Here is a 19,960-nt window from a genome sequence, read left to right on the forward strand (position 1 = left end):
GACGCCGGAACGACGGCACCGGCTAGATGCGGCCCTCTTCCACCGCGTGGCAAGCCACCTGGATGCCGGCGATCGACAGCAGCGCCGGCCGTTCGGTGCGGCAGCGGTCGTTGGCGTGCGGGCAGCGCGGATTGAACGCGCACCCCGGCGGCGGATTCAGCGGATTGGGCACCTCGCCCTGCACCGGCGTGCGCGCCCGGCCGGTGTCGTGCATCTTCGGGATCGCGTCCAGCAGCATGCGCGTGTAGGGATGCCGCGGCTGGCCGAACAGCTGGTGCTTACCGGCCAGCTCCACCAGCCGGCCCAGGTACATCACGCCGACCTGGTCGGACACGTGGCGCACCACCGCCAGGTTGTGCGAGATGAACAGGTAGGTCAGGCCCTGCTTGCGCTGCAGGTCCTTCATGATGTTCAGCACCTGGGCCTGCACCGAGACGTCCAGCGCGCTGGTCGGCTCGTCGCACACCAGGAACTCGGGCTCGGTGGCCAGCGCGCGGGCGATCGAGATGCGCTGGCGCTGGCCGCCGGAGAACTGGTGCGGGTACTTCACCATGTCCAGCGGCGACAGGCCCACGCCCTGGAGCAGTTGCCCGACCCGATCCCTGAGCTGCGCGGCATCGGTCAGGATGCCGTGCTCGCGCAGCGGTTCGGCCACGATGTCCTCCACCTTCCAGCGCGGGTTCAGGCTGGCGTAGGGATCCTGGAAGATCATCTGGATGCGCCGGCGCAGCTTGCGGCCCTCGCCGGTCTTGAATGCCGCATGCGCATCGACGCCGTCGAACACCAGCCCGCCGCGGGTGGGCTCGTACAGCCCGACCAGCAAGCGCGCCACGGTGCTCTTGCCACAACCCGATTCACCCACCAGCGCCAGCGTCTGGCCTTTCTGGATGTCGAAGCTGACGCCGTCCACGGCGTGCAGCAACTGGCGCGGGCGGCGCTCCAGCACCCGGTTGAGCCAGGGCGCGGAGACGTCGAAAGTCTTGGCCAGGTCACGGGCCTGCACCAGCGGCGCGGCGGCGGGCGCTGCCATCGCCGGGCCGGCCACGGCAGCCGGCCGTTCGAAGGCGATCGCGCTCATGCCTGCGCTCCTTCGAGGGCGGCCGGCTGCAGCGCATCGTGCAGCCAGCAGGCCGCCCGGGTGGCGCCGGCATCGAGCAGGTCGGGCCGCTCGCGGGTGCAGCGCTCGAACACCCGGGGGCAGCGCGGGTTGTACGGACAGCCCGGCGGAATGGCGTTGAGCCGCGGCATGGCGCCGTCGATCTGGTTGAGGCGCTCGCGCTCGCTGTCCATGTCGGGAATCGAGGCCATCAGCCCCATGGTGTAGGGGTGGGCCGGGGCGTTGATCACCTCGTGCACCGGCCCGATCTCGACGATGCGGCCGGCGTACATCACCGCCACCCGGTCGCAGGTCTCGGCGATCACGCCCATGTCGTGCGTGATCAGCATCACCGCGGCGCCCCGGTCGCGGCACACGCGCTTGAGCAACTGGATGATCTGCGCCTGGATCGACACGTCCAGCGCGGTGGTCGGCTCGTCGGCCACGATCAGCTTGGGCTCGGCCGCCAGCGCCAGCGCGATCACCACCCGCTGGCGCATGCCGCCGGAGAACTGGTGCGGGAAGTGGTCGATGCGCTCGGCGGCGGCGGGGATGCCGGTGTCCTCCAGCAGGCCGATGGCACGCCGCCGCGCCTCGGCTGCATCCACCGGCAGGTGGGCCTGGATGGTCTCCACCAGTTGCCGGCCGATGGTGTAGAGCGGATTCAACGAAGTCAGCGGGTCCTGGAAGATGGCCCCGATCTTGCGGCCGCGGATGTGGCGCATCGCGTCCGCGGACAGGTTGTCGATGCGCTGGCCCTCCAGCAGGATCTGGCCGGAAGCGACCCGTCCCGGCGGCTCGAGCAGGCCGATGATGGATGCACCGGTCAGGCTCTTGCCGGCACCGGATTCGCCCACCACGCCCAGGATCTCGCCCGGCGCGATGGAAAAGGAGATGTCGTCCAGCGCCCGCAAGGTGCCACGGCGGCCGGGAAACTCGACGATCAGGTTCTTGACTTCGAGAAGGCTCATCGGAATAGGCAGCCCGGTTACTGCAGGCGGGGATTGAGCGCGTCGCGCAGCCAGTCGCCCAGCAGGTTCACCGACAGCGCGATCAGCACCAGCATGGCGCCGGGGAAGATGGTGATCCACCACTCGCCCGAGAACAGGTAGTCGTTGCCCACGCGGATCAGCGTACCCAGCGACGGCGAGGTGGGCGGCACGCCCACGCCGAGGAAGGACAGCGTCGCCTCGGTGATGATGGCGGTCGCCACGTGGATGGTGGCCAGCACCAGCACCGGACCGGTGACGTTGGGCAGCACGTGCCGCGCCATGATGCGCAGCGGCGCCACGCCGGTCACGCGCGCGGCCTGCACGTATTCCTTGTTGCGCTCCACCATGGTGGAGCCGCGCACCGTGCGCGCGTACTGCACCCAGCCGGTCAGGGTCAGCGCGAGGATCAGCACGCCGAACGCCACCGTGTTGTGGGCGTGCGGGAACATCGCGCGGCCGACGCCGGCGATCAGCAGCGCCACCAGGATCGCCGGGAAACTCAGCATCACGTCGCACAGGCGCATCAGGAACGCGTCGATCCAGCCGCCCTTGAAGCCGGCCAGCACGCCCAGGGCGACCCCGATCAGCATGGACAGCAGCACCGAGACCAGTCCCACCACCAGCGAGATGCGCGAGCCGTACATCAGGGCGGACAGGATGTCGCGGCCCTGGTCGTCGGTGCCCAGCAGGTACTTGCTGCTGCCGCCGTCCTGCCAGGCGGGCGGCAGGCGGGCATCGGACAGCTCCAGCGTCGTCAGGTCGAATGGGTTGTGCGGCGCCACCCAGCCGGCGAAGGCGGCGCAGAAGGCGCAGATGAAGGCGATGGCCGCCGCCGTCATCGCCATGGGCGAGGTGCGGAAGCTGTAGCCGATGTCGCTGTCGAACCAGCGCGCGAGGGTCGTTCTCATGGGACTCCCGGCAAAGCGAGCACCGCGGGGCCGGGCCGCGCGGTGCTCGTGCCTTCTAGCCGATTACTTCTGGACGGTGATCCACTTGAAGTCGAGGTAGTTGTCGCCGCGCTGGACCACCTTGACCTTCTTGCTCACGCCCCAGGCGAGCGACTGCTGGTGCAGCGGCAGGTGCCCGACATCGTTGGCGTGGATCTCGAACGCCTGCTTGATCATGGCGTTGCGCTTGTTCTTGTCGGTCTCGGACTGCACCGCGCGCGTGAGCTTGTCGAACTCGGGGTTGCAATAGCTGCCCAGGTTGAACTGGCCCGCGCCCTTGTCGTTCGGGCAGGCCATCAGCGCGTTCATCGCGTTGTGCGCGTCGTAGGTGCTGGGCGTCCAGCCGAGCAGGTAGAAGCTGGTGTCGCGGCGCAGGATCTTGGGGAAGTAGGTGCCCTTGGTCTCGGCGGCCAGGTTGATCTTGACGCCGATGCGCGACAGGTTGGCCGCGACCGCCTGGCAGATGCGCGCGTCGTTGACGTAGCGGTCGTTCGGGCAGTTCATGGTGACTTCGAAGCCGTTGGGGTAGCCGGCGTCGGTCAGCAGCTTCTTGGCAGCGTCGGGGTCGTACGGCAGGCGCTTGTTCTGGTCCTGGGAGAAACCGTTGATGCCGGGGCCCACCATCAGCGCCGTGGGCAGCGACACGTTGCGCATGACGTTGCGCTTGATGCCTTCGATGTCGATGGCCTGGTAGAAGGCCTGGCGCACCCGCTTGTCCTTGAACGGGTTCTTGCCCTTGACGCCGGAGTACAGCAGTTCGTCGCGCTTCTGGTCCATGCCCAGGAAGATGGTGCGCAGCTCGGGCGCCACCAGCGCCTGGGTGTTGGGCGCGTTGCGCACGCGGTCGATGTCCTGCACCGGCACCGGCTCCATCACGTCCACTTCGCCGGACAGCAGCGCGGCCACGCGGGTGGCGTCGTTGCCGATGGGGGTGAAGACCACCTCCTGCACGTTGCCCTCGATCTTGCCCCAGTAGTTGCCGTTGCGCACGAAGGTGGTGCGCACGCCCGGCTGGCGCTCGCGCAGGCGGTACGGACCGGTGCCGTTGGCGCGGAAAGAGGCAGCGTTCTCCACGCCCTTGCGGCGGTCCACCGGACGGGTCGCCTGGTTCTCCTCGCACCACTTCTTGCTCATGATGAAGACCTGCGACAACACGTCCGGCAGGATCGGGAACGGGTCGTTGGTCTCGACCTCCACCGTGTGGCTGTCGATCTTGCGCACCGCCTTCACGTCGTTGGTGTAGCTCTTCATGTCCGAGCCGTCGACCTGGGTGCGCGCCATGCTGAACAGCACGTCGTCGGCGGTGAACGGGCTGCCGTCATGGAACTGCACGCCCTTGCGCAGTTCGAAGCGCCAGACCGTCGGCGAGGTCTGCTTCCACGAGGTGGCCAGCGACGGGGCCAGCGACAGATCCTTGTTGCGGCCGACCAGCGGCTCGTAGACGTTGCTGGTCACCGACAGCTGCAGCGACTCGTTGAGCGAGTGCGGGTCCATCGACAGTGCATCGCCCTGGTTGGCGATGCGCACCGTCTGGGCCGAGGCCGCGCCGGCCAGCACGCACAGCAGGGCCGCATGGATCAGGGTTGTCTTCATTTTCATGGCGTGAGCTCCTTGATGAGCGGGTGGGAAACGGGTCAGGCCGGCTGCAGCGGCATGGCCTGCTCGACCAGGCTGGCGTGCAGTGCCGAGCCGAGCGGCAGGATGTCATCGTTGAAGTCGTAGCGGCTGTTGTGCAGCATGCAGCTGCCCTCGCCGCCCTGCCCGATGCGCATGTAGGCGCCGGGCTTGACCTGCAGCATGAAGGAGAAGTCCTCGGCACCCATGCTGGGGTCGAGGTCGCGCACCACGTGGTCTGCGCCGACCAGCGACTCGGCCACGCCGGCCGCGAACATCGACTCGCGCAGGGTGTTGGTGGTGGCCGGATAGATTCGCTCGTAGTTCACCGTGGCGGTGGCGCCGAATCCCAGCGCGATGGCGCTGCACAGCTCGGTCAGGCGGCGCTCGACCAGTTCCTGCACTTCGGGGGTGAAGGTGCGCACCGTGCCCACCAGCGTGGCCTTGCCGGGGATCACGCTCATTGCGTGCACGTCGCCCGCCTGCAGCGCGCACAGGCTGACCACGGCGCTGTCCAGCGGGCGCACGTTGCGCGAGACGATGCTCTGCACGCCGGTGATGATGTGGGCCGCCACCAGCACCGGATCGATGGTCAGGTAGGCATGGGCGCCGTGGCCGCCCTTGCCGGTGACTTCGATCGTGACCTTGTCGGCTGCCGCCATCATCGGTCCCGGGGTGAGGCCGATCTTGCCGGGGCGCAGGCCGGGCCAGTTGTGCATGCCGTACACCGCTTCCACCGGGAAGCGGTCGAACAGGCCGTCCTCGATCATGGCGCGGGCGCCGGCCAGGCCCTCCTCGCCGGGCTGGAAGATCAGCACCGCGGTGCCATCGAAGTTGCGCGTCTCGGCCAGGTAGCGCGCCGCGCCGACCAGCATGGCCGTGTGGCCGTCGTGGCCACAGCCGTGCATCATGCCGTGGCGGGTGGATTTCCAGGCGAACTCGTTGTGCTCCGTCATCGTCAGGGCATCCATGTCGGCGCGCAGCCCGATCATGCGGCCGCTGCCCCGGCCGCGGCCATGGACGAGGCCGACCACGCCGGTCTTGCCGATACCCGTGTGGATCTCGTCGACGCCGCACAGCCGCAGGGCTTCACGCACCCGGCCGGCGGTGTAGACCTCTTCGAAGCCCAGTTCCGGATGGGCGTGCAGGTCGCGCCGCAAGGCCGTGAGCTCGGGGTGGAACTGGGCGATGTGGGCGAAGGCCCGGCCGTTGGCCTTCAGGCGCGGGGCAGCGACAGCGGCCGTGACCATCAGTGCCCCTTGGCGCCGCCCACGCGCAGGCGCGGATCGACCGCGAAGTACAACAGGTCCACCACCAGGTTGATCACCACGAAGATCAGCGCGATCAGGCACAGGTAGGCGGCCATCACCGGGATGTCGGCGAAGGTCACGGCCTGGATGAACAGCAGGCCCATGCCCGGCCACTGGAACACGGTCTCGGTGATGATGGCGAAGGCGATCAGGCCGCCCAGTTGCAGGCCGGTGATGGTCATCACCGGCACCAGCGTGTTCTTCAGGGCATGGCCGAAATGGATGGCCCGGTTGGACAGGCCGCGCGCGCGCGCGAACTTGATGTAGTCGGTGCGCAGCACCTCCAGCATCTCGGCGCGCACCAGCCTCATGATCAGCGTGAGCTGGAAGATCGCCAGCGTGATGGCCGGCAGCACGATGTGGTGCCAGCCCTTGGCCTTGAGCAGGCCGGTGGACCACCAGCCGATCTGCACCGTTTCGCCCCGGCCGAAGCTGGGGAACCAGCCGAGGGTGACCGAGAACACCAGGATCAGCAGGATGCCGATCAGGAACGTCGGCAGCGACACGCCCAGCAGCGAGATCGTCATGAAGGTCTGGCTGAGGAAGGTGCCGCGACGCAGCGCCGAGTACACGCCCATCGGGATGCCGATTGCCAGCGCCAGCACCGCCGCCACCAGCGAAAGCTCCAGCGTCGCCGGGAAGCGCTCGGCGATCAGGCGCGAGACCTTGGCGCCCTGGCGCAGGCTGAGGCCGAACTCGCCCTGCACCGCATTGACCAGGAAATGCCCGAACTGCACGAAGAAGGGCTGGTCCAGGCCCAGTGCGGAGCGCAGTTCACGGATCTGTTCGGGCGTGGCGTCCTGGCCCAGCAGGAACACGACCGGATCGCCCACGTACTGGAACAGCAGGAACGCGATGAAGGCCACGGCGACCATGACGACCACGGCCTGCAGCAGGCGGCGAAGGATGAAGGCGAACATCGGTAATGCGAAAGGCCGGGGGATGCTAGCAGAGCGGCCTGTTTGCGCCACGGGTGAAAACGAGTGGGGCGAGAGGGCTGCAAAGCGCCCTCTCGCCCCGCGGTTGGACGGCTCGGGAGTCGCCCGTCAGCGCCGCTTTGGCGCAGGTGGCGGGCTCGCGTCGCCGCGTCAGTTCACCTTGATGGCGCGCCAATCGAGGCGGTTGTCGGCGCGGTGCACCACCTGCACCGACTTCTTCATGCCCCAGGGAATGATCTGGTTGTGCAGCGGGATGTGCGACACCGTGTCGTTGCTCAGTTGCAGGCCCTCGGTCAGCAGGCGGTTGCGCACCGGCAGGTCGGTTTCCACCTTGACCCGGTCCACCACATAGTCCATGCGCTGGTTGCTGTAGCGGCCGACGTTGTAGTTGCCGTCACCGCCGGTACCCACCGAGCGCGTGAGCGATTGCAAGCTGTACAGGGCATCGAAGGTGGGCACGCCCCAGCCCAGCATGTAGATGCTGGCCTCGTAGCGCTGGATCATCGGGAAGTAGGTCACCAGCGGCAGCGTGCGCAACTTGGCCTTGACGCCGATGCGCGCCCACATGGCGGTCACCGCCTGGCAGATCTCCTCGTCGTTGATGTAGCGGTTGTTCGGGCAGGCGAAGTCGACCTCGAAGCCCTGCGGGTAGCCCGCTTCGGCCAGCAGCTTCTTCGCGCCCTCGGTGTCGTACGGCATGCGCTTGTGCACGGCTTCGGTCCAGCCGGCCACCTGCGGGGCGACGATGGTGCCGGTGGGCTGCGACAGCCCGCGCATGGTCACCCGGTGCAGGGCGTCGCTGTCGATGGCCTGGTACAGGGCACGGCGCACGCGCTGGTCCTTCAGCGGGTTCTTGCCCTTGATGTTGGACCCCGGCAGTTCCTCGCGGTGCTGGTCCATGCCGAAGAAGATGGTGCGGTTTTCCACGCCATCGATCACCTTCAGGTTCGGGTGGGCCCGCATGCGCGCCAGGTCCTGCGGACTCGGGTCGAGCACGAAATCGACTTCGCCCGACAGCAGCGCGGCAACCCGCGTGGCTTCGGCCTTGATCGGGCTGTAGATGATCTCGGTGACGTTGCTGTCGGTCTTGCCCCAGTAGTTGGGGTTCTTCACCAGCACCAGCCGCTGGTCGGGCTGCCACTCCTTGACCGTGTACTGGCCGGTGCCCATGGCATTGCGGTGGGCGAAGGTCTCGTCCTTGGTGCGGATGTCCTTGGGCTCGGTCGACTTGTTCTTCTCGGCCCAGGCCTTGCTCATGATGCGCAGCTCGGTCAGCTGGTTGAGCAACACCGGGTTCGGGCCCTTCATCATGAAGTCGACGGTGTTGTCGTTGACCTTCACGACCTTGTCGATGCCCTGGGTGTAGACCTGATAGTTCGAGGTCTTGGCCATGGCGCGATGGATGGAGAACACCACGTCGTCAGCGGTGAACGGGGTACCGTCGCTGAACTTGACGCCCTCGCGCAGGCTGAAGCGGACCTGCGTCGGTGTCACCTGCCGCCAGCTGGTGGCGAGCTGCGGTTCGGGCCGGAAGGTCTGGCTGTTGTAGTAGACCAGCGAGTCGTAGATCGCGGCGTGCACGCCGTTGCCCAGGGCGTTGTTCTGGGAATGGATGTCCAGGGTCGGGATGTCGCTCGCACTGGTCCACTTGAACGGCTTGGCCTGCAGGGCCGGCGCGCCGGCGAGCGCGGCAGCCGCGGCGGCACACACGAGCGCGGTCTTGAACTTCATGGGATGGTCCTCTTTGTATAGTTCGGAACGCGCGACTATGCAGAGCCGGTCGGCGCCCGTCAAAGGGGTTTCCACCGGCTCGCCGCCGGCAGGCCATGTCCTACGGCCTGGACGCGGCGGCGGCCTGCGGCAGCAGGCGAACGGGGCCATACCAGGCCTTGACCGAGCTGCGCGTGTTGTCGCTGTCCGTCATCACCGCGACTCCGGTCAGGGCGCCGGGCGGCTCGCCGAATGCGCGCTCGAAGTCGGCGCGCACGTCACGTTCGTAGTCCAGCCAGTGCCCCAGGCGCGCGGGGCCCGACTCGACGACGATCTTGCGGATGCGGCCGGTGCTGGGGCTGTGCACCACGCTGCCTTCCAATCGCTGGTTGGCCCAGACGTACATCAGCGTGGCGTAGGGCATCTCCTCGCCTGTCAGGGCGCGCACCAGTTCGGCCAGCATGGCGTCCTTGGGGGAAAAGCGGGAGCGGTCACCCTCGAACGCCAGCACGATCCGCACCGGCGCGTCGTCGGCCTGGCGCGAGGCCAGGTCGGCGTCGGCGATCAGCTCGGGGACCATCCAGGAAAAGCGAACCAGCCCCAGCGCCTGCGGCTCTACCCGGACCTTGCGGCGCACGACGCTGGCCGCCGAATCGGCGCTTGCCGCCAGCGCGTCGCGTCCCGCCAGCCTCACCGGAGCGAACCGGACCTCGGCCTTGCCGGGCAACCGCAGGTGCTGCCAGGGTTCCGTTGCAGGCCCGCCACCCGAGACCGTGGAAGCGAGCGCCCAGGCGCTTTCGGCCAAGGCTTGGGGCGGTTCCGGTGCCGTTGCGCAACCCGCCAGAAAGGCCGCCGCCAGGCCGATGGAGGACAGCCGGCGAGAAGAGATCGACTTCAGGAAGTGCATGGGCAAAAAAAAAGCCGCCCGGAGGCGGCTTTTTCAAGTTTCTTTTTCTCAGGCCGGTTGCCCGGCCCTTGAATTAGAAGCTGTGACGGATACCCAGGTCGAAGCCCGAGGAAGAACCGTTGGCGACCGGGGCGCCAGCGCCGCCGGCGACCGCAGCGGCGGCGCCGTTGCTGTTACGCACGCGGGCGTAGGTCGTGTACAGAGCCGTGCGCTTGGACAGGTTGTGCACGTAGCCCAGCGCGAACTTGCGGCTGCGCGGATCGGCGCCAGCGGCGTTGTCGACCGTGTACTGCGAGAAGGAGGCGCGGATTTCGCCAGCGCCCACCGGCACCAGGCCGCCGATCAGCCAACCCTTGGCGTCGGTCGTGCCCAGCGAATCCCAGCTGTAGTGACCCATCAGCTTGGCCATGCCGAAGTCCCACTGGCCGCCGATGTTGTTCTGCTTGACGTTGGAGCCAGCGGCACCACCCAGGCCGCCAGCAGCGCTGGCCGCGGCGACGGTGGCAGCCGCGTAGTCGGTACGGCTGAGCGACAGCGCCACGTTGAACGGGCCGGCGGCATAGCCGACGCGACCACCCCAGCCCGTGCCGTCCTTCTTGTTGGCGACGTTGTTGGCGTTCTCGCCCATGTAGTACTGGAGCTGGCCGTAGAAGCCACCCAGGTTGCCGGGCAGGAAGTAGCCGATGCTGTTGGAAGCACGGACGGCGGTCGGGCCGGTGATGATGCTGCTCAGGGTCTGGGTGGTGCCCACGCCGTTGGTGCCGAACGGATCGAAGACCGTCAGGTTGAAGAACTGCGGGGTGTAGTCACGACCCAGGCGCACTTCACCCCAGCCGCCGGCGAGGCTGACCGTGGAGCGGCGGTTGAAGGTCAGGCCTTGCGTGCCAGCGCGGGGCGCGGCAGTGGCGTTGGCAGTGTTCTGGTTGTTGACGTTGGTGGCCGCGCCGGTGCCGTCATCGTTGTTCAGGCCGACTTCCAGCCAGAAGGAAGCGGACATGCCGCCGCCCAGGTCTTCGGTGCCGCGGAAGCCCAGACGCGAGCTGTTGTAGCCCGAGTTGGTCAGGCGCGTGACGCTGGGGCCGCCGTTGTTGGACACGCGCTGGACCGTCGCGTCGACGATACCGAACAGCGTGACGGACGACTGAGCCGAAGCGGTGCCGGCGGCAGCCAGCACGGCCAGGGCGATCAGGGACTTTTTCATGCAAGTTTCTCCAAGGTTAAACATAGGGCTCCGGTTCGGAAGGGCTCAGCTCATGCAGACACTCGCTTGCTCCCGCCGGATCCCCGGGCCAACCTCCTTTTGGGAAGTTGACGCTATTGCACCAGAGCGGCTTTTCTTTCGCAAAGTATTTAGCCCCGTGAGCGGACGTTTCGTTGCACCCGGACAACATGCCCTGCCACGGGGTGGGCGGCAAGCAACACAAGCTTGGCGAATCCTTGCGCGCACGGCGCAAAGCCTGGCGATGCCGGCCACACGCCGATCGCCCTAAACTTACCCGATGGACCGACTCCTCGGCGCTGCCGACAGCGCGCTTCGCACCCTTTTCGGCCATCACCGGGCGGTGCGCCCCTGCCCCACGATGGCGGGAGATGAGACAGTGCTCACTTTGCCCCAGCGCCGCGAGGCCGCTGCCTTGATGCGGGTGAACCACGTCGGGGAAGTCTGTGCGCAGGCGCTCTACACGGCGCAGGCGGCCGCCACCGCCAACCCGGCCCTGCGCCAGCACTACGAACGCGCTGCCCGCGAGGAGACCGATCACCTGGCCTGGACCCGTTCACGGCTGGATGAACTGGGCTCGCGGCCCTCGCTGCTCAATCCCCTGTGGTACGCCGGCGCCTTCGCCCTCGGGCTGGTCGCCGGCCGGCTGGGCGATCCCATCAGCCTGGGCTTCGTGGTCGAGACCGAGCGCCAGGTCGAGGCCCACCTGGCCGGCCACCTGGAGCGCCTGCCGCAGGCGGATCACGCCTCCCGCGCCATCGTCGCCCAGATGAAGGAAGACGAGGCCGGCCACGCGGCACAGGCGGCCGAAGCCGGCGCGGCGGAGCTGCCGGCTGTGGCCAAGGGCCTGATGCGCGCGGCCGCCAGGGTGATGACGACCACCGCGCACTACGTCTGATCAGCCCTCGATCAGTTCGAAGCTGGTGGTGATCGCCGCCGTTTTCGCCAGCATGATGCTGGCGGAGCAGTACTTCTCGTGGCTCATGGCGATGGCGCGCTCCACCGCCGCCGCCGGCAGGCCCTTGCCGCGCACCGTGAAGTGCATGTGGATGCGGGTGAACACCTTCGGATCGGCATCGGCCCGCTCCGCTTTCAACTGCACGGAGCATCCACTCACTGCGTGGCGACCCCGCTTGAGAATGAGGACCACGTCGTAGGCGGTGCAGCCGCCGGTGCCAGCCAGCACGGTTTCCATCGGCCGCGGCGCAAGGTTGCGGCCGCCATTCTCGGGGCGCGCCTCGTCGGGCGCCCCGTCCATCGCCAGCACGTGGCCGCTGCCGGTTTCGGCGACGAAACCCATGCCGGAGCGGGTGCCGGCAGGGCCGGTCCAGGTGACGTTGCATTCCATTCGATGTGTTCCTGCGGCGACACATTCGTGCGCCAGATCAACTTCCGGACGAGTTGGTTGCTGCAACGCAGCATTGACCCGCTATACTTGCATCGAAGCATAACGAATCGCGTTGTGCGGACGCTTGTCTCCTCCACCTCTCGTTTGGTGGACTTGGCCCCCGGACCGCAAGGCGCCGGGGGCTTTTTTCATGCCGGGGACGCATCCCGACTTGCCATTCAAGCGACGGCGGGAATCCGGGATTTCGCATGGGCCGGGTGGTTCATTGGCTCCCGCGCTGGCGCCCGGGATGCCCGTACTCGCCTCCTATGATCAACTCATGAACAAGCCCCTGAAGCCGGCGGACTACCTCAAGAAGATCCTGACGGCCCGCGTCTATGACGTGGCGGTGGAATCCGCGCTGGAGCCGGCCCGGGCCCTGAGCCGGCGCCTGCACAACAAGGTGCTGCTCAAGCGCGAGGACCAGCAGGCCGTCTTCAGCTTCAAGCTGCGCGGCGCCTACAACAAGATGGTGCAACTGGCGCCGGAGGAGCTGCGGCGCGGCGTGATCTGCGCCTCCGCCGGCAACCACGCCCAGGGCGTGGCGATGGCCGCCCACCGGCTGGGCACGCGCGCCGTGATCGTGATGCCGGTGACGACGCCGCAACTGAAGATCGAAGGGGTCAAGTCGCTGGGCGGCGAAGTCGTGCTGCACGGCGACAGCTACTCGGATGCCTACGGTCACGCCGCCGAGCTGTGCCAGCGCGAGGGGCTGACCTTCATCCACCCGTTCGACGACCCCGACGTGATCGCCGGCCAGGGCACCATCGGCATGGAGATCCTGCGCCAGCACCAGGGGCCGCTGGATGCGGTGTTCGTGGCGATCGGCGGCGGCGGGCTGGTGTCGGGCGTGGGCTCCTACATCAAGGCAGTGCGGCCCGAGATCAAGGTGATCGGCGTCCAGATGGACGATTCCGACGCCATGCTGCAGTCGGTGCAGGCGCGCCAGCGCGTGAACCTGGCGGACGTCGGCCTGTTCTCCGACGGCACCGCCGTCAAGCTGGTGGGCGAGGAAACCTTCCGCCTGGCGCGCGAGCTGGTGGACGAATTCATGACGGTGGACACCGACGCCGTCTGCGCCGCCATCAAGGACGTGTTCGTCGATACCCGCAGCATCGTCGAGCCGGCCGGCGCCATGGCGGTGGCCGCGATCAAGCAGTACGTGGCGCGGCACAAGACCCGCGGCGAAACCTATGCCGCCATCCTGTGCGGCGCCAACATGAACTTCGACCGGCTGCGCTTCGTGGCCGAGCGCGCCGAGGTCGGCGAGGAGCGCGAAGCCCTGTTTGCGGTCACCCTGCCCGAGGAACGCGGCAGCTTCCGGCGCTTTTGCGAGCTGATCGGCTCGCTGCCGGGCGGCCCACGCAACGTTACCGAGTTCAACTACCGCATCAGCGACGCCGACACCGCCCACGTGTTCGTCGGCCTGACCACGCACGGCAAGGGCGAGTCGGCGCGCATCGCGGCCACTTTCACCCGCAACGGCTTCCAGGCGCTGGACCTGACGCACGACGAACTGGCCAAGGAGCACATCCGCCACATGGTCGGCGGCCCTTCGGGGCTGGCCTGCGACGAGCGCCTGCTCCGCATCGAGTTCCCCGAGCGGCCCGGCGCGCTGCTGCGCTTTCTCTCGCACATGCAGCCGAACTGGAACATCTCGCTGTTCCACTACCGAAACCAGGGCGCCGACTACGGACGCATCCTGGTCGGACTGCAGGTGCCGACGGCCGACGACACGGCCTTCCAGGTGTTCCTGGACACGCTCGGCTACCCGTACGTGGAAGAAACCGCCAACCCGGCGTACCGGCTGTTCCTGCGCGCCTGAGCGGCGCAGCGCGGTGATCGTCCGGCCGCTTCAGCGCGGCACGGGCAGTTCCAGCGTGACCGCCGGCTCGCCCTGCATCGAAGGCGCGAGCACCGCCCGGCGCGACTGCACCGACTGCAGCACCAGACCCTCGTCGACGCGCGCGCCGACGCGATACGGCCTGGCCGGCTTGCCATCGACCACGATCAAGGCAGCGCCCTGCTCGGACTTGTCGGCCACCACCCCGACCAGCTGGAAACGGCTGGCGGCGCTGGGCTGGGGGCTGGCCGCTGCCTGCGCGGTCCCGCCGCTGGCACCCAGCAGACGCGCAACGGCTGCCGGGTCGGCGGCCGCGGGTTGGCGCAACCCGGCCGCAACGACGGGGCCGGCCGCTCCCTGGCCGGACATCTTCAGACCCCAGTAGGCGGCACTGGCGGCAGCGGCGGCCCAGACGAGCAAGGTCACGCCTTTTACTGTCCAGTTGGCCGCGGCATTGCTCACCATGCGGCCATTATCATGGCAAGCGATTTGTCTTTGGACCTTTGATGACGACGCTGTTCACTGCTTCGCGCCGCCTGCTCCAGCGCGGCTTCACGCTGATCGAATTGATGGTGGTGCTGGTCATCATCGGCGTGCTCGCGGCGCTGATCGTGCCCAACGTGCTGGACCGCGCCGACGACGCGCGCGTCACGGCGGCCCGCACCGATGTCAACAACCTGATGCAGGCCCTCAAGCTGTATCGGCTGGACAACCAGCGCTATCCGACGGCGGAACAGGGCCTGAACGCGCTGGTGGCCCGCCCGAGCGCCGGCCCGACGCCGCCCAACTGGAAGCCCTACCTCGAGCGGCTGCCCAACGACCCGTGGGGCCGGCCGTACCAGTACCTCAATCCCGGCATCAAGGGCGAGATCGACGTGATGTCGTACGGCGCCGACGGCCAGCCGGGCGGCGAGGGCAAGAATGCGGACATCGGCTCCTGGCAGTGAGTCCGGCCACCCCTTGCGGACCGCCGCGGCGCGCACCGCCGGCTTCACGCTGATCGAACTGCTGGTGGTGGTGGCCATCATCGCCGCCGCCACGGCCGGGGTCAGCCTGGCCCTTCGCGACAGCTCGGGCGTGCAGCTCGAGCGCGAGGGCCAGCGGCTCGCGGCCCTGTTCGAATCGGCCCGCGCCCAATCGCGCAGCAGCGGCCGCCCGGTGGTCTGGCATGCGGCGCAGGGCGGCTTCCGCTTCGAGGGCCTGCCCGAGGGCGCCCTGCCCGACCATTGGCTGGACAGCGGCACCGTGGTGCAGGACGGCACCCGGGTGGTGCTCGGTCCCGAGCCCATCATCGGCCGGCAGGAAGTGCTGATCGCTTCCACGACCGCACCGGGCCGCGCGCTGCGCATCGGCACCGACGGCGTGCGCCCGTTCGAGATCCGGCAGCAGGGCGTGCCATGACACCCCGCCGCAGCGCCGGCTTCACCCTGATCGAGGTGCTGGTGGCCCTGGGCATCGTGGCCATCGCCCTGGTCGCGGGCCTGCAGGCCACGGCGGCGCTCACCACCAACGCATGGCGCCAGTCCAGCGTGCTGCTGGCGCAGCTGTGCGCCGAGAACGAACTGGTGGCCGTGCGCCTCGCGCGGCAGATGCCGGGCATCGGCACGCGCCGCGCCGCCTGCCGCCAGGGCAACGTCGATTTCGAGGTGGCCGTCACCGTCGCGCCCACGCCCAACCCGAACTTCCTGCGGGTCGACGCCCAGGTGTTCGAGGCGGCCTCCCCGGTGCTGCGCCTGTCCACGGTGGTCGGGAGGTACTAGCGATGCGGCCCCGGCGGTTCGCACTGCGCGGCTTCACGCTGGTGGAGCTGCTCGTGGCCTTGTTCGCGCTGTCGCTGCTGGCCGTGCTGAGCTGGCGCGGGCTCGACGGCATGGTGCGGGCGCGGCAGCAGACCGAAGAGAGAGCCGACGAAGTGCATGCGCTCCAGGTCGGCCTGGCCCAGTGGCGCACCGACCTGGACGCACTGGTGCAGTTGCCCCAGTTCACGGCGCTGGAATGGAACGGGCGCGTGCTGCGCCTCACGCGACAGTCCGCCACCGCGCAAGCCGAGGGCGTGGTGGTGGTCGGCTGGAGCCGGCGCACCGAAGCCGGCGCCAGTCGCTGGATGCGCTGGCAGTCGCCGCCGCTGACCACCCGCGGGCAGGTCGAGCAAGCCTGGACCCGCGCCGATGCCTGGGCCCAGGAGCAGGCCGGCGGCGACAACGGCAGCGCCGTCGCGGTCACCGGCCTGCAGGACTGGCAGGTCTTCTTCTTCCGCGGCAATGCCTGGACCAACCCGCTGTCCAGCGATGCCAGCCAGGAGCAGGAAGCCGGGCCGGGGGGCCGCCCGGCACCGGTCAGCCGCACCGCCCAACTGCCCGACGGCGTGCGGATCATCCTGACGCTGTCGGGCGGACAAGCCATCAGCGGCGACCTGGTGAACGACTGGGTCCGGCCGACGGTGGGCGGAGGCAAGTCCTCGTGAAGCGCACCTTGCAGCAAGGCGCAGCCATCCTGACCGCGATGCTCACGGTCACGCTGGTGGCCAGCTTTGCCGCGGCCGCCCTGTGGCAGCAATGGCGTGCGGTCGAGGTCGAGGCGGCCACGCGCGCGCGGCTGCAGGCGTCCTGGATCCTGACCGGCGCACTCGACTGGTCGCGGCTCATCCTGCGCGAGGACGCGCGTGCCGGCGGCGCTGACCACCTGGCCGAACCCTGGGCGGTACCGCTGCAGGAAGCGCGGCTGTCGACCTTCCTGGCGGCCGACAGCACCGGCGCCGGCGAGGCCCTCACCGATGCCGACAACGTGTTCCTGTCGGGGCAGATCACGGATCAGCAGGCGCTGCTGAACCTGAACAACCTGGTCGAGGCCGGCCGCATCTCGGAGATCGGCTATCGCAGCTTCCAGCGGCTGTTCGAGCTGCTGGGCCTGCCGGCCGCCGAGCTCAGCCGGCTCGCCGAGAACCTGCGCTTCGCCTCCGACATCAGCACCGACAACCGCTCGTCGCCGCAGGCGCCGCTGATGCCGCAGGAGGTGGACCAGCTGGCCTGGCTGGGCATCAGCCCGGCGACGGTGGCCACGCTCAAGCCCTACGTCACGCTGCTGCCGGCCCGCACCACCATCAACCTCAACACGGCTGCGCCCGAAGTCATCTATGCGGCCGTCGGCGGCCTCACCCTGGCCGACGCCCAGGAGCTGGTGGCCCGTCGGTCGCTGCAGCCGCTCCGCGGCGTCACCGACGCCACCAAGCTGCTGCCCCAGCACGCCAGCGGCTTCACCGAGGGCACCGTGGGCGTGTCGTCGCGCTTCTTCGAGGTGCGCGGCCGCCTGCGGCTGGACACGCTGGTCGTGGAAGAGCGCTCGCTGGTGCAGCGCGAGGGCCTGGAAGTGCGCACCCTGCGGCGCGAGCGCGGCGTGCTCGAGCCGCCGCCGACCCAGCGGATATCGCTCGCCTCGCGCTGAAGTAGGCGGTGCAGGGAACGGCAGAGTTGCTGCCGTCCCTACAATCGTCCAATCCCATGAGCTCGCTCTACGTCCTGCTTCCGGCTTCGCCCGTCACGGCCCAGAACGAGCTCGCATATGCGCTATCGGCCGACGGCCGCAGCATCGACCGCCAGGGCAGCGCACAGGCGGCGCTGCTGCCCGCTGCGAGCGGTGCCGGCAGCGAGGTGGTGCTGGTCGCACCCGCCGCCGCGCTGTCGTGGCACCGGGTGGAACTGCCCAAGGGCGCAGGCCCGCGTTCGCCGCGGCTGCGTGCGATGCTGGAAGGCCTGCTCGAGGACCGTCTGCTCGACGAGCCCGAGACCTTGCACTTCGCGCTGGAGCCGGCGCCACCCGCCGAAGGCGCAGCCTGGGTGGCCGCCTGCGATCGCGCCTGGCTGCGCGACGCGCTGCAGTTGTTCGAATCGGTGCAGCGGCCGGCCACGCGCGTCGTTCCGGAGTTCGCGCCGGAAGGCGAAGGCGTCCTGTATGCGGTGGGCGAGCCCGATGACGCGCGCCTGGTATGCGCCGGCGCCCAGGGCGTGTTCACCCTGCCGCTGACCGCGACCTCGCTGGCGCTGCTGCCGTCGCTGCCCGAGAACACCCCCTTCGCGGCCGAGCCGGCGGTGGCGGCGCAGGCCGAGCACCTGCTGCAGCAGCCGCCGCAGCTGCAACCACCGGCCGAACGGCTGCTGGCGGCCGCGCGCAGCCGGTGGGACCTGGCGCAACTGGAATTCGCCAGCACCGGGCGCGCCCGCACCTTCAAGAAACTGTCGGCGGCCTGGGCCGAGCTGGCGCGGGCGCCGCAGTGGCGCGCGGCCCGCTGGGGCGCGCTGCTGCTGGTCGCGGTGCAGTTGATCGGCCTGAATGCCTGGGCCTGGAAGGAACGCGCGGCGCTGGCCGACAAGCGCACCGCCGCCCAGGCCCTCCTCACCGAGACCTTCCCCCACGTGCGCGCCGTGGTCGATGCGCCGGTGCAGATGGAGCGGGAAGTGGCGGCGCTGCGCCAGCTCACCGGCGCGCCCTCGACGCGCGACCTGGAGTCCTTGCTCGGGGCCGTGGCCGCCGCCGTCCCGCCCGGCCGGGTGCCCACCGGCCTCGAATACAACGGCAGCGAGCTGCGGCTGCGCGGGCTGGCTGCCAACGACGGCGAAGCGCAGCCCCTCGTGCAGGCCTTGCGCGGCCGCGGCTATGCGGCCGCCTTGCAGGGCGACACGCTGGTGGTACGGCCGGAGGCACAGCCATGAAGCTGCCGGCGCAATGGCGGGCCGCCTGGCAGCCCCTGGCCCCGCGCGAGAAGCTGCTGATCGCCGGCGCGGCCGCCCTGCTGCTGCTGGCCTTGCTGTGGGGATTGACGGTCGCACCGGCGTTGTCGATGGCGCGCTCGGCCGGCGCGCAGCACCGTGAGCTGGATGCCCAGCTGGCCCGCATGGGCGCGCTGCAACAGCAGGCCCAGGCGCTCAAGGCGCAGCCCAAGCAGGGCTACGACGAATCGCTGCGCCTGCTCGAAGCCTCGGTGCGCGAGCGCCTGGGCACGACGGCCCGCATGACGGTGGCCGGCGAACGGGTGACCCTGACGCTGGCCGGCACCCCGGCCGAGGCGCTGGCCGCGTGGCTGGCGCAGGCGCGCGTCAATGCCCGCGCCGTGGCCAACGAAGCGCGCCTGACCCGCGCGCAGGCCGGAGGCTGGGACGGCACGCTGGTGCTGACCTTGCCGCCGCGCTGAGGGAAGGCGGCACGCGGTGGCGCGCAAGCAACTGGCCTCCGTCCCCGCCGCTCCGTGGCGGTGGGCCGGGACCGGCGTGCTGCTCGGCCTGGCGCTGGCGCTGGCGCTGTTCGTGCCGGCCCAGTGGCTGGCTGCACGCGTGGCCGCCGCCACCGGCGGCCAGGTGCTGCTGCAGGATGCCCGCGGCACGGTCTGGAACGGCTCGGCCCGGCTGGTGCTGACCGGCGGCGCCGGCAGCAGCGATGCGGCGACGCTGCCATCGCGGCTGCAGTGGCGGCTGCGGCCGGCGCTGCTCGGCGTGCACGCCACGCTGTCCACCGACTGCTGCACGCCCGAGCCGCTGGCGCTCGACTGGCGACTGGGCTGGAACAGCCGGTCGCTGCGGGTGGCCGACGGCCGCTCGCAATGGCCCGCTTCGCTGCTGGTCGGGCTGGGCACCCCGTGGAACACCCTGCAGCCGGAAGGCGAACTGGCACTGCGCACCGAATCGCTGCAGCTGCGGTGGGCCCAGGGCCGGCTTTCGGTCGCCGGGCAGGCCGAGCTGACGGCCGAGCGCATGGCCTCGCGCCTGACCACGCTGCGGCCCATGGGCAGCTACCGGCTGCTGCTGGCGGGCGGCGACGTCCCCGGCCTGCAGCTGTCCACGCTCGACGGGCCGCTGCGGCTGTCGGGCACCGGGCAGTGGGTGGCCTCGCGCCTGCGCTTCACCGGCGAAGCCAGCGCCGCGCCCGAGCGCGAAGCGGCGCTGGCCAACCTGCTGAACATCATCGGCCGCCGCGACGGCGCCCGTTCCATCATCACCTTAGGCTGAC

The 19,960-nt window shown here is 69.5% G+C and carries 21 protein-coding genes; 10 read left to right on the top strand and 11 right to left on the bottom strand.

What is annotated here, in order from left to right; translation table 11 throughout:
• Positions 1–22: 22 nt before the first annotated feature.
• The 9 genes from PE066_RS09765 to PE066_RS09805 form a co-directional block, all read right to left on the bottom strand.
• Positions 23–1,030 (bottom strand): ABC transporter ATP-binding protein, encoded by a 1,008-nt coding sequence (locus PE066_RS09765; RefSeq protein ID WP_271236545.1) that lies wholly within the window; start codon positions 1,028–1,030, stop codon positions 23–25.
• Positions 1,031–1,074: 44 nt separating this feature from the next.
• Positions 1,075–2,067, bottom strand: a complete 993-nt coding sequence (locus tag PE066_RS09770; protein WP_271236355.1) for an ABC transporter ATP-binding protein — start codon at positions 2,065–2,067, stop codon at positions 1,075–1,077.
• Positions 2,068–2,084: 17 nt separating this feature from the next.
• On the bottom strand, positions 2,085–2,996 hold the full coding sequence (locus PE066_RS09775) for an ABC transporter permease (protein WP_271236356.1): 912 nt from the start codon (positions 2,994–2,996) through the stop codon (positions 2,085–2,087).
• 63 nt (positions 2,997–3,059) lie between these two features.
• The gene (locus PE066_RS09780; protein WP_440480592.1) at positions 3,060–4,634 is read right to left on the bottom strand and encodes an ABC transporter substrate-binding protein; all 1,575 of its coding nucleotides are present in this window, start codon (positions 4,632–4,634) and stop codon (positions 3,060–3,062) included.
• 35 nt (positions 4,635–4,669) lie between these two features.
• On the bottom strand, positions 4,670–5,899 hold the full coding sequence (locus PE066_RS09785; RefSeq protein WP_271236357.1) for a M20 aminoacylase family protein: 1,230 nt from the start codon (positions 5,897–5,899) through the stop codon (positions 4,670–4,672).
• Positions 5,899–6,879 (bottom strand): ABC transporter permease, encoded by a 981-nt coding sequence (locus PE066_RS09790; RefSeq protein ID WP_271236358.1) that lies wholly within the window; start codon positions 6,877–6,879, stop codon positions 5,899–5,901. The genes PE066_RS09785 and PE066_RS09790 overlap by 1 nt, the downstream gene beginning before the upstream one ends.
• A gap of 168 nt (positions 6,880–7,047) precedes the next feature.
• On the bottom strand, positions 7,048–8,628 hold the full coding sequence (locus PE066_RS09795) for an ABC transporter substrate-binding protein (RefSeq protein WP_271236359.1): 1,581 nt from the start codon (positions 8,626–8,628) through the stop codon (positions 7,048–7,050).
• Positions 8,629–8,728: 100 nt separating this feature from the next.
• Positions 8,729–9,412 carry a DUF3047 domain-containing protein gene (locus PE066_RS09800; protein WP_271236360.1) on the bottom strand — a complete coding sequence of 228 codons (684 nt, stop codon included), beginning with the start codon at positions 9,410–9,412 and terminating at the stop codon, positions 8,729–8,731.
• 175 nt (positions 9,413–9,587) lie between these two features.
• Positions 9,588–10,715 carry a porin gene (locus PE066_RS09805; RefSeq protein WP_271236361.1) on the bottom strand — a complete coding sequence of 376 codons (1,128 nt, stop codon included), beginning with the start codon at positions 10,713–10,715 and terminating at the stop codon, positions 9,588–9,590.
• A gap of 298 nt (positions 10,716–11,013) precedes the next feature.
• Between PE066_RS09805 and coq7 the strand changes: the two genes are divergently transcribed.
• Positions 11,014–11,631: a 2-polyprenyl-3-methyl-6-methoxy-1,4-benzoquinone monooxygenase gene (gene coq7 / locus PE066_RS09810; RefSeq protein WP_271236362.1), complete on the top strand. Its 618-nt coding sequence runs from the start codon at positions 11,014–11,016 to the stop codon at positions 11,629–11,631.
• Here the strand turns inward: coq7 and PE066_RS09815 are convergent, their stop codons facing one another.
• Positions 11,632–12,081 carry an OsmC family protein gene (locus PE066_RS09815; protein ID WP_271236363.1) on the bottom strand — a complete coding sequence of 150 codons (450 nt, stop codon included), beginning with the start codon at positions 12,079–12,081 and terminating at the stop codon, positions 11,632–11,634. It abuts the gene before it with no gap.
• 319 nt (positions 12,082–12,400) lie between these two features.
• Between PE066_RS09815 and ilvA the strand changes: the two genes are divergently transcribed.
• The gene (gene ilvA / locus PE066_RS09820) at positions 12,401–13,945 is read left to right on the top strand and encodes a threonine ammonia-lyase, biosynthetic (RefSeq protein ID WP_271236364.1); all 1,545 of its coding nucleotides are present in this window, start codon (positions 12,401–12,403) and stop codon (positions 13,943–13,945) included.
• 30 nt (positions 13,946–13,975) lie between these two features.
• Here ilvA and PE066_RS09825 read toward each other — a convergent pair whose 3' ends face one another.
• Entirely contained in the window at positions 13,976–14,389 is a 414-nt protein-coding gene (locus tag PE066_RS09825; protein WP_271236365.1) for a type II secretion system protein N, read from the bottom strand.
• Positions 14,390–14,469: 80 nt separating this feature from the next.
• On the opposite strand from PE066_RS09825, the gene gspG reads away from it, so the two are divergent.
• The 8 genes from gspG (at position 14,470) to gspN (ending at position 19,959) form a co-directional block, all read left to right on the top strand.
• Positions 14,470–14,910, top strand: a complete 441-nt coding sequence (gene gspG, locus PE066_RS09830) for a type II secretion system major pseudopilin GspG (RefSeq protein WP_271236366.1) — start codon at positions 14,470–14,472, stop codon at positions 14,908–14,910.
• Entirely contained in the window at positions 14,885–15,364 is a 480-nt protein-coding gene (locus PE066_RS09835; protein WP_271236367.1) for a prepilin-type N-terminal cleavage/methylation domain-containing protein, read from the top strand. Before gspG ends, PE066_RS09835 begins: the two co-directional genes overlap by 26 nt.
• The gene (locus PE066_RS09840; RefSeq protein ID WP_271236368.1) at positions 15,361–15,723 is read left to right on the top strand and encodes a type II secretion system protein; all 363 of its coding nucleotides are present in this window, start codon (positions 15,361–15,363) and stop codon (positions 15,721–15,723) included. The genes PE066_RS09835 and PE066_RS09840 overlap by 4 nt, the downstream gene beginning before the upstream one ends.
• Before the next feature lie 2 nt (positions 15,724–15,725).
• Positions 15,726–16,427, top strand: coding sequence for a PulJ/GspJ family protein (locus PE066_RS09845; RefSeq protein WP_271236369.1), 702 nt, complete (start codon positions 15,726–15,728; stop codon positions 16,425–16,427).
• Positions 16,424–17,404 (top strand): type II secretion system minor pseudopilin GspK, encoded by a 981-nt coding sequence (gene gspK / locus PE066_RS09850; RefSeq protein ID WP_336298455.1) that lies wholly within the window; start codon positions 16,424–16,426, stop codon positions 17,402–17,404. The genes PE066_RS09845 and gspK overlap by 4 nt, the downstream gene beginning before the upstream one ends.
• 56 nt (positions 17,405–17,460) lie before the next feature.
• Positions 17,461–18,669 carry a type II secretion system protein GspL gene (gene gspL, locus PE066_RS09855; RefSeq protein ID WP_271236370.1) on the top strand — a complete coding sequence of 403 codons (1,209 nt, stop codon included), beginning with the start codon at positions 17,461–17,463 and terminating at the stop codon, positions 18,667–18,669.
• Positions 18,666–19,148, top strand: a complete 483-nt coding sequence (gene gspM, locus PE066_RS09860; protein WP_271236371.1) for a type II secretion system protein GspM — start codon at positions 18,666–18,668, stop codon at positions 19,146–19,148. Before gspL ends, gspM begins: the two co-directional genes overlap by 4 nt.
• A 76-nt stretch (positions 19,149–19,224) precedes the next feature.
• Positions 19,225–19,959: a type II secretion system protein N gene (gspN, locus tag PE066_RS09865; protein ID WP_336298456.1), complete on the top strand. Its 735-nt coding sequence runs from the start codon at positions 19,225–19,227 to the stop codon at positions 19,957–19,959.
• Position 19,960: the final 1 nt, after the last annotated feature.

The organism is Ramlibacter tataouinensis (assembly GCF_027941915.1).
GTDB lineage: Bacteria > Pseudomonadota > Gammaproteobacteria > Burkholderiales > Burkholderiaceae_C > Ramlibacter > Ramlibacter tataouinensis_C.

Excerpts from the sequence above, each read along its gene's own strand:
- PE066_RS09765 (WP_271236545.1), bottom strand. The coding sequence starts at position 1,030 with ATGGCAGCGCCCGCCGCCGCGCCGCTGGTGCAGGCCCGTGACCTGGCC.
- PE066_RS09770 (WP_271236355.1), bottom strand. The coding sequence starts at position 2,067 with ATGAGCCTTCTCGAAGTCAAGAACCTGATCGTCGAGTTTCCCGGCCGC.
- PE066_RS09775 (WP_271236356.1), bottom strand. The coding sequence starts at position 2,996 with ATGAGAACGACCCTCGCGCGCTGGTTCGACAGCGACATCGGCTACAGC.
- PE066_RS09780 (WP_440480592.1), bottom strand. The coding sequence starts at position 4,634 with ATGAAAATGAAGACAACCCTGATCCATGCGGCCCTGCTGTGCGTGCTG.
- PE066_RS09785 (WP_271236357.1), bottom strand. The coding sequence starts at position 5,899 with ATGGTCACGGCCGCTGTCGCTGCCCCGCGCCTGAAGGCCAACGGCCGG.
- PE066_RS09790 (WP_271236358.1), bottom strand. The coding sequence starts at position 6,879 with ATGTTCGCCTTCATCCTTCGCCGCCTGCTGCAGGCCGTGGTCGTCATG.
- PE066_RS09795 (WP_271236359.1), bottom strand. The coding sequence starts at position 8,628 with ATGAAGTTCAAGACCGCGCTCGTGTGTGCCGCCGCGGCTGCCGCGCTC.
- PE066_RS09805 (WP_271236361.1), bottom strand. The coding sequence starts at position 10,715 with ATGAAAAAGTCCCTGATCGCCCTGGCCGTGCTGGCTGCCGCCGGCACC.
- coq7 (WP_271236362.1), top strand. The coding sequence starts at position 11,014 with ATGGACCGACTCCTCGGCGCTGCCGACAGCGCGCTTCGCACCCTTTTC.
- PE066_RS09815 (WP_271236363.1), bottom strand. The coding sequence starts at position 12,081 with ATGGAATGCAACGTCACCTGGACCGGCCCTGCCGGCACCCGCTCCGGC.
- ilvA (WP_271236364.1), top strand. The coding sequence starts at position 12,401 with ATGAACAAGCCCCTGAAGCCGGCGGACTACCTCAAGAAGATCCTGACG.
- gspG (WP_271236366.1), top strand. The coding sequence starts at position 14,470 with ATGACGACGCTGTTCACTGCTTCGCGCCGCCTGCTCCAGCGCGGCTTC.
- PE066_RS09835 (WP_271236367.1), top strand. The coding sequence starts at position 14,885 with ATGCGGACATCGGCTCCTGGCAGTGAGTCCGGCCACCCCTTGCGGACC.
- PE066_RS09840 (WP_271236368.1), top strand. The coding sequence starts at position 15,361 with ATGACACCCCGCCGCAGCGCCGGCTTCACCCTGATCGAGGTGCTGGTG.
- PE066_RS09845 (WP_271236369.1), top strand. The coding sequence starts at position 15,726 with ATGCGGCCCCGGCGGTTCGCACTGCGCGGCTTCACGCTGGTGGAGCTG.
- gspL (WP_271236370.1), top strand. The coding sequence starts at position 17,461 with ATGAGCTCGCTCTACGTCCTGCTTCCGGCTTCGCCCGTCACGGCCCAG.
- gspM (WP_271236371.1), top strand. The coding sequence starts at position 18,666 with ATGAAGCTGCCGGCGCAATGGCGGGCCGCCTGGCAGCCCCTGGCCCCG.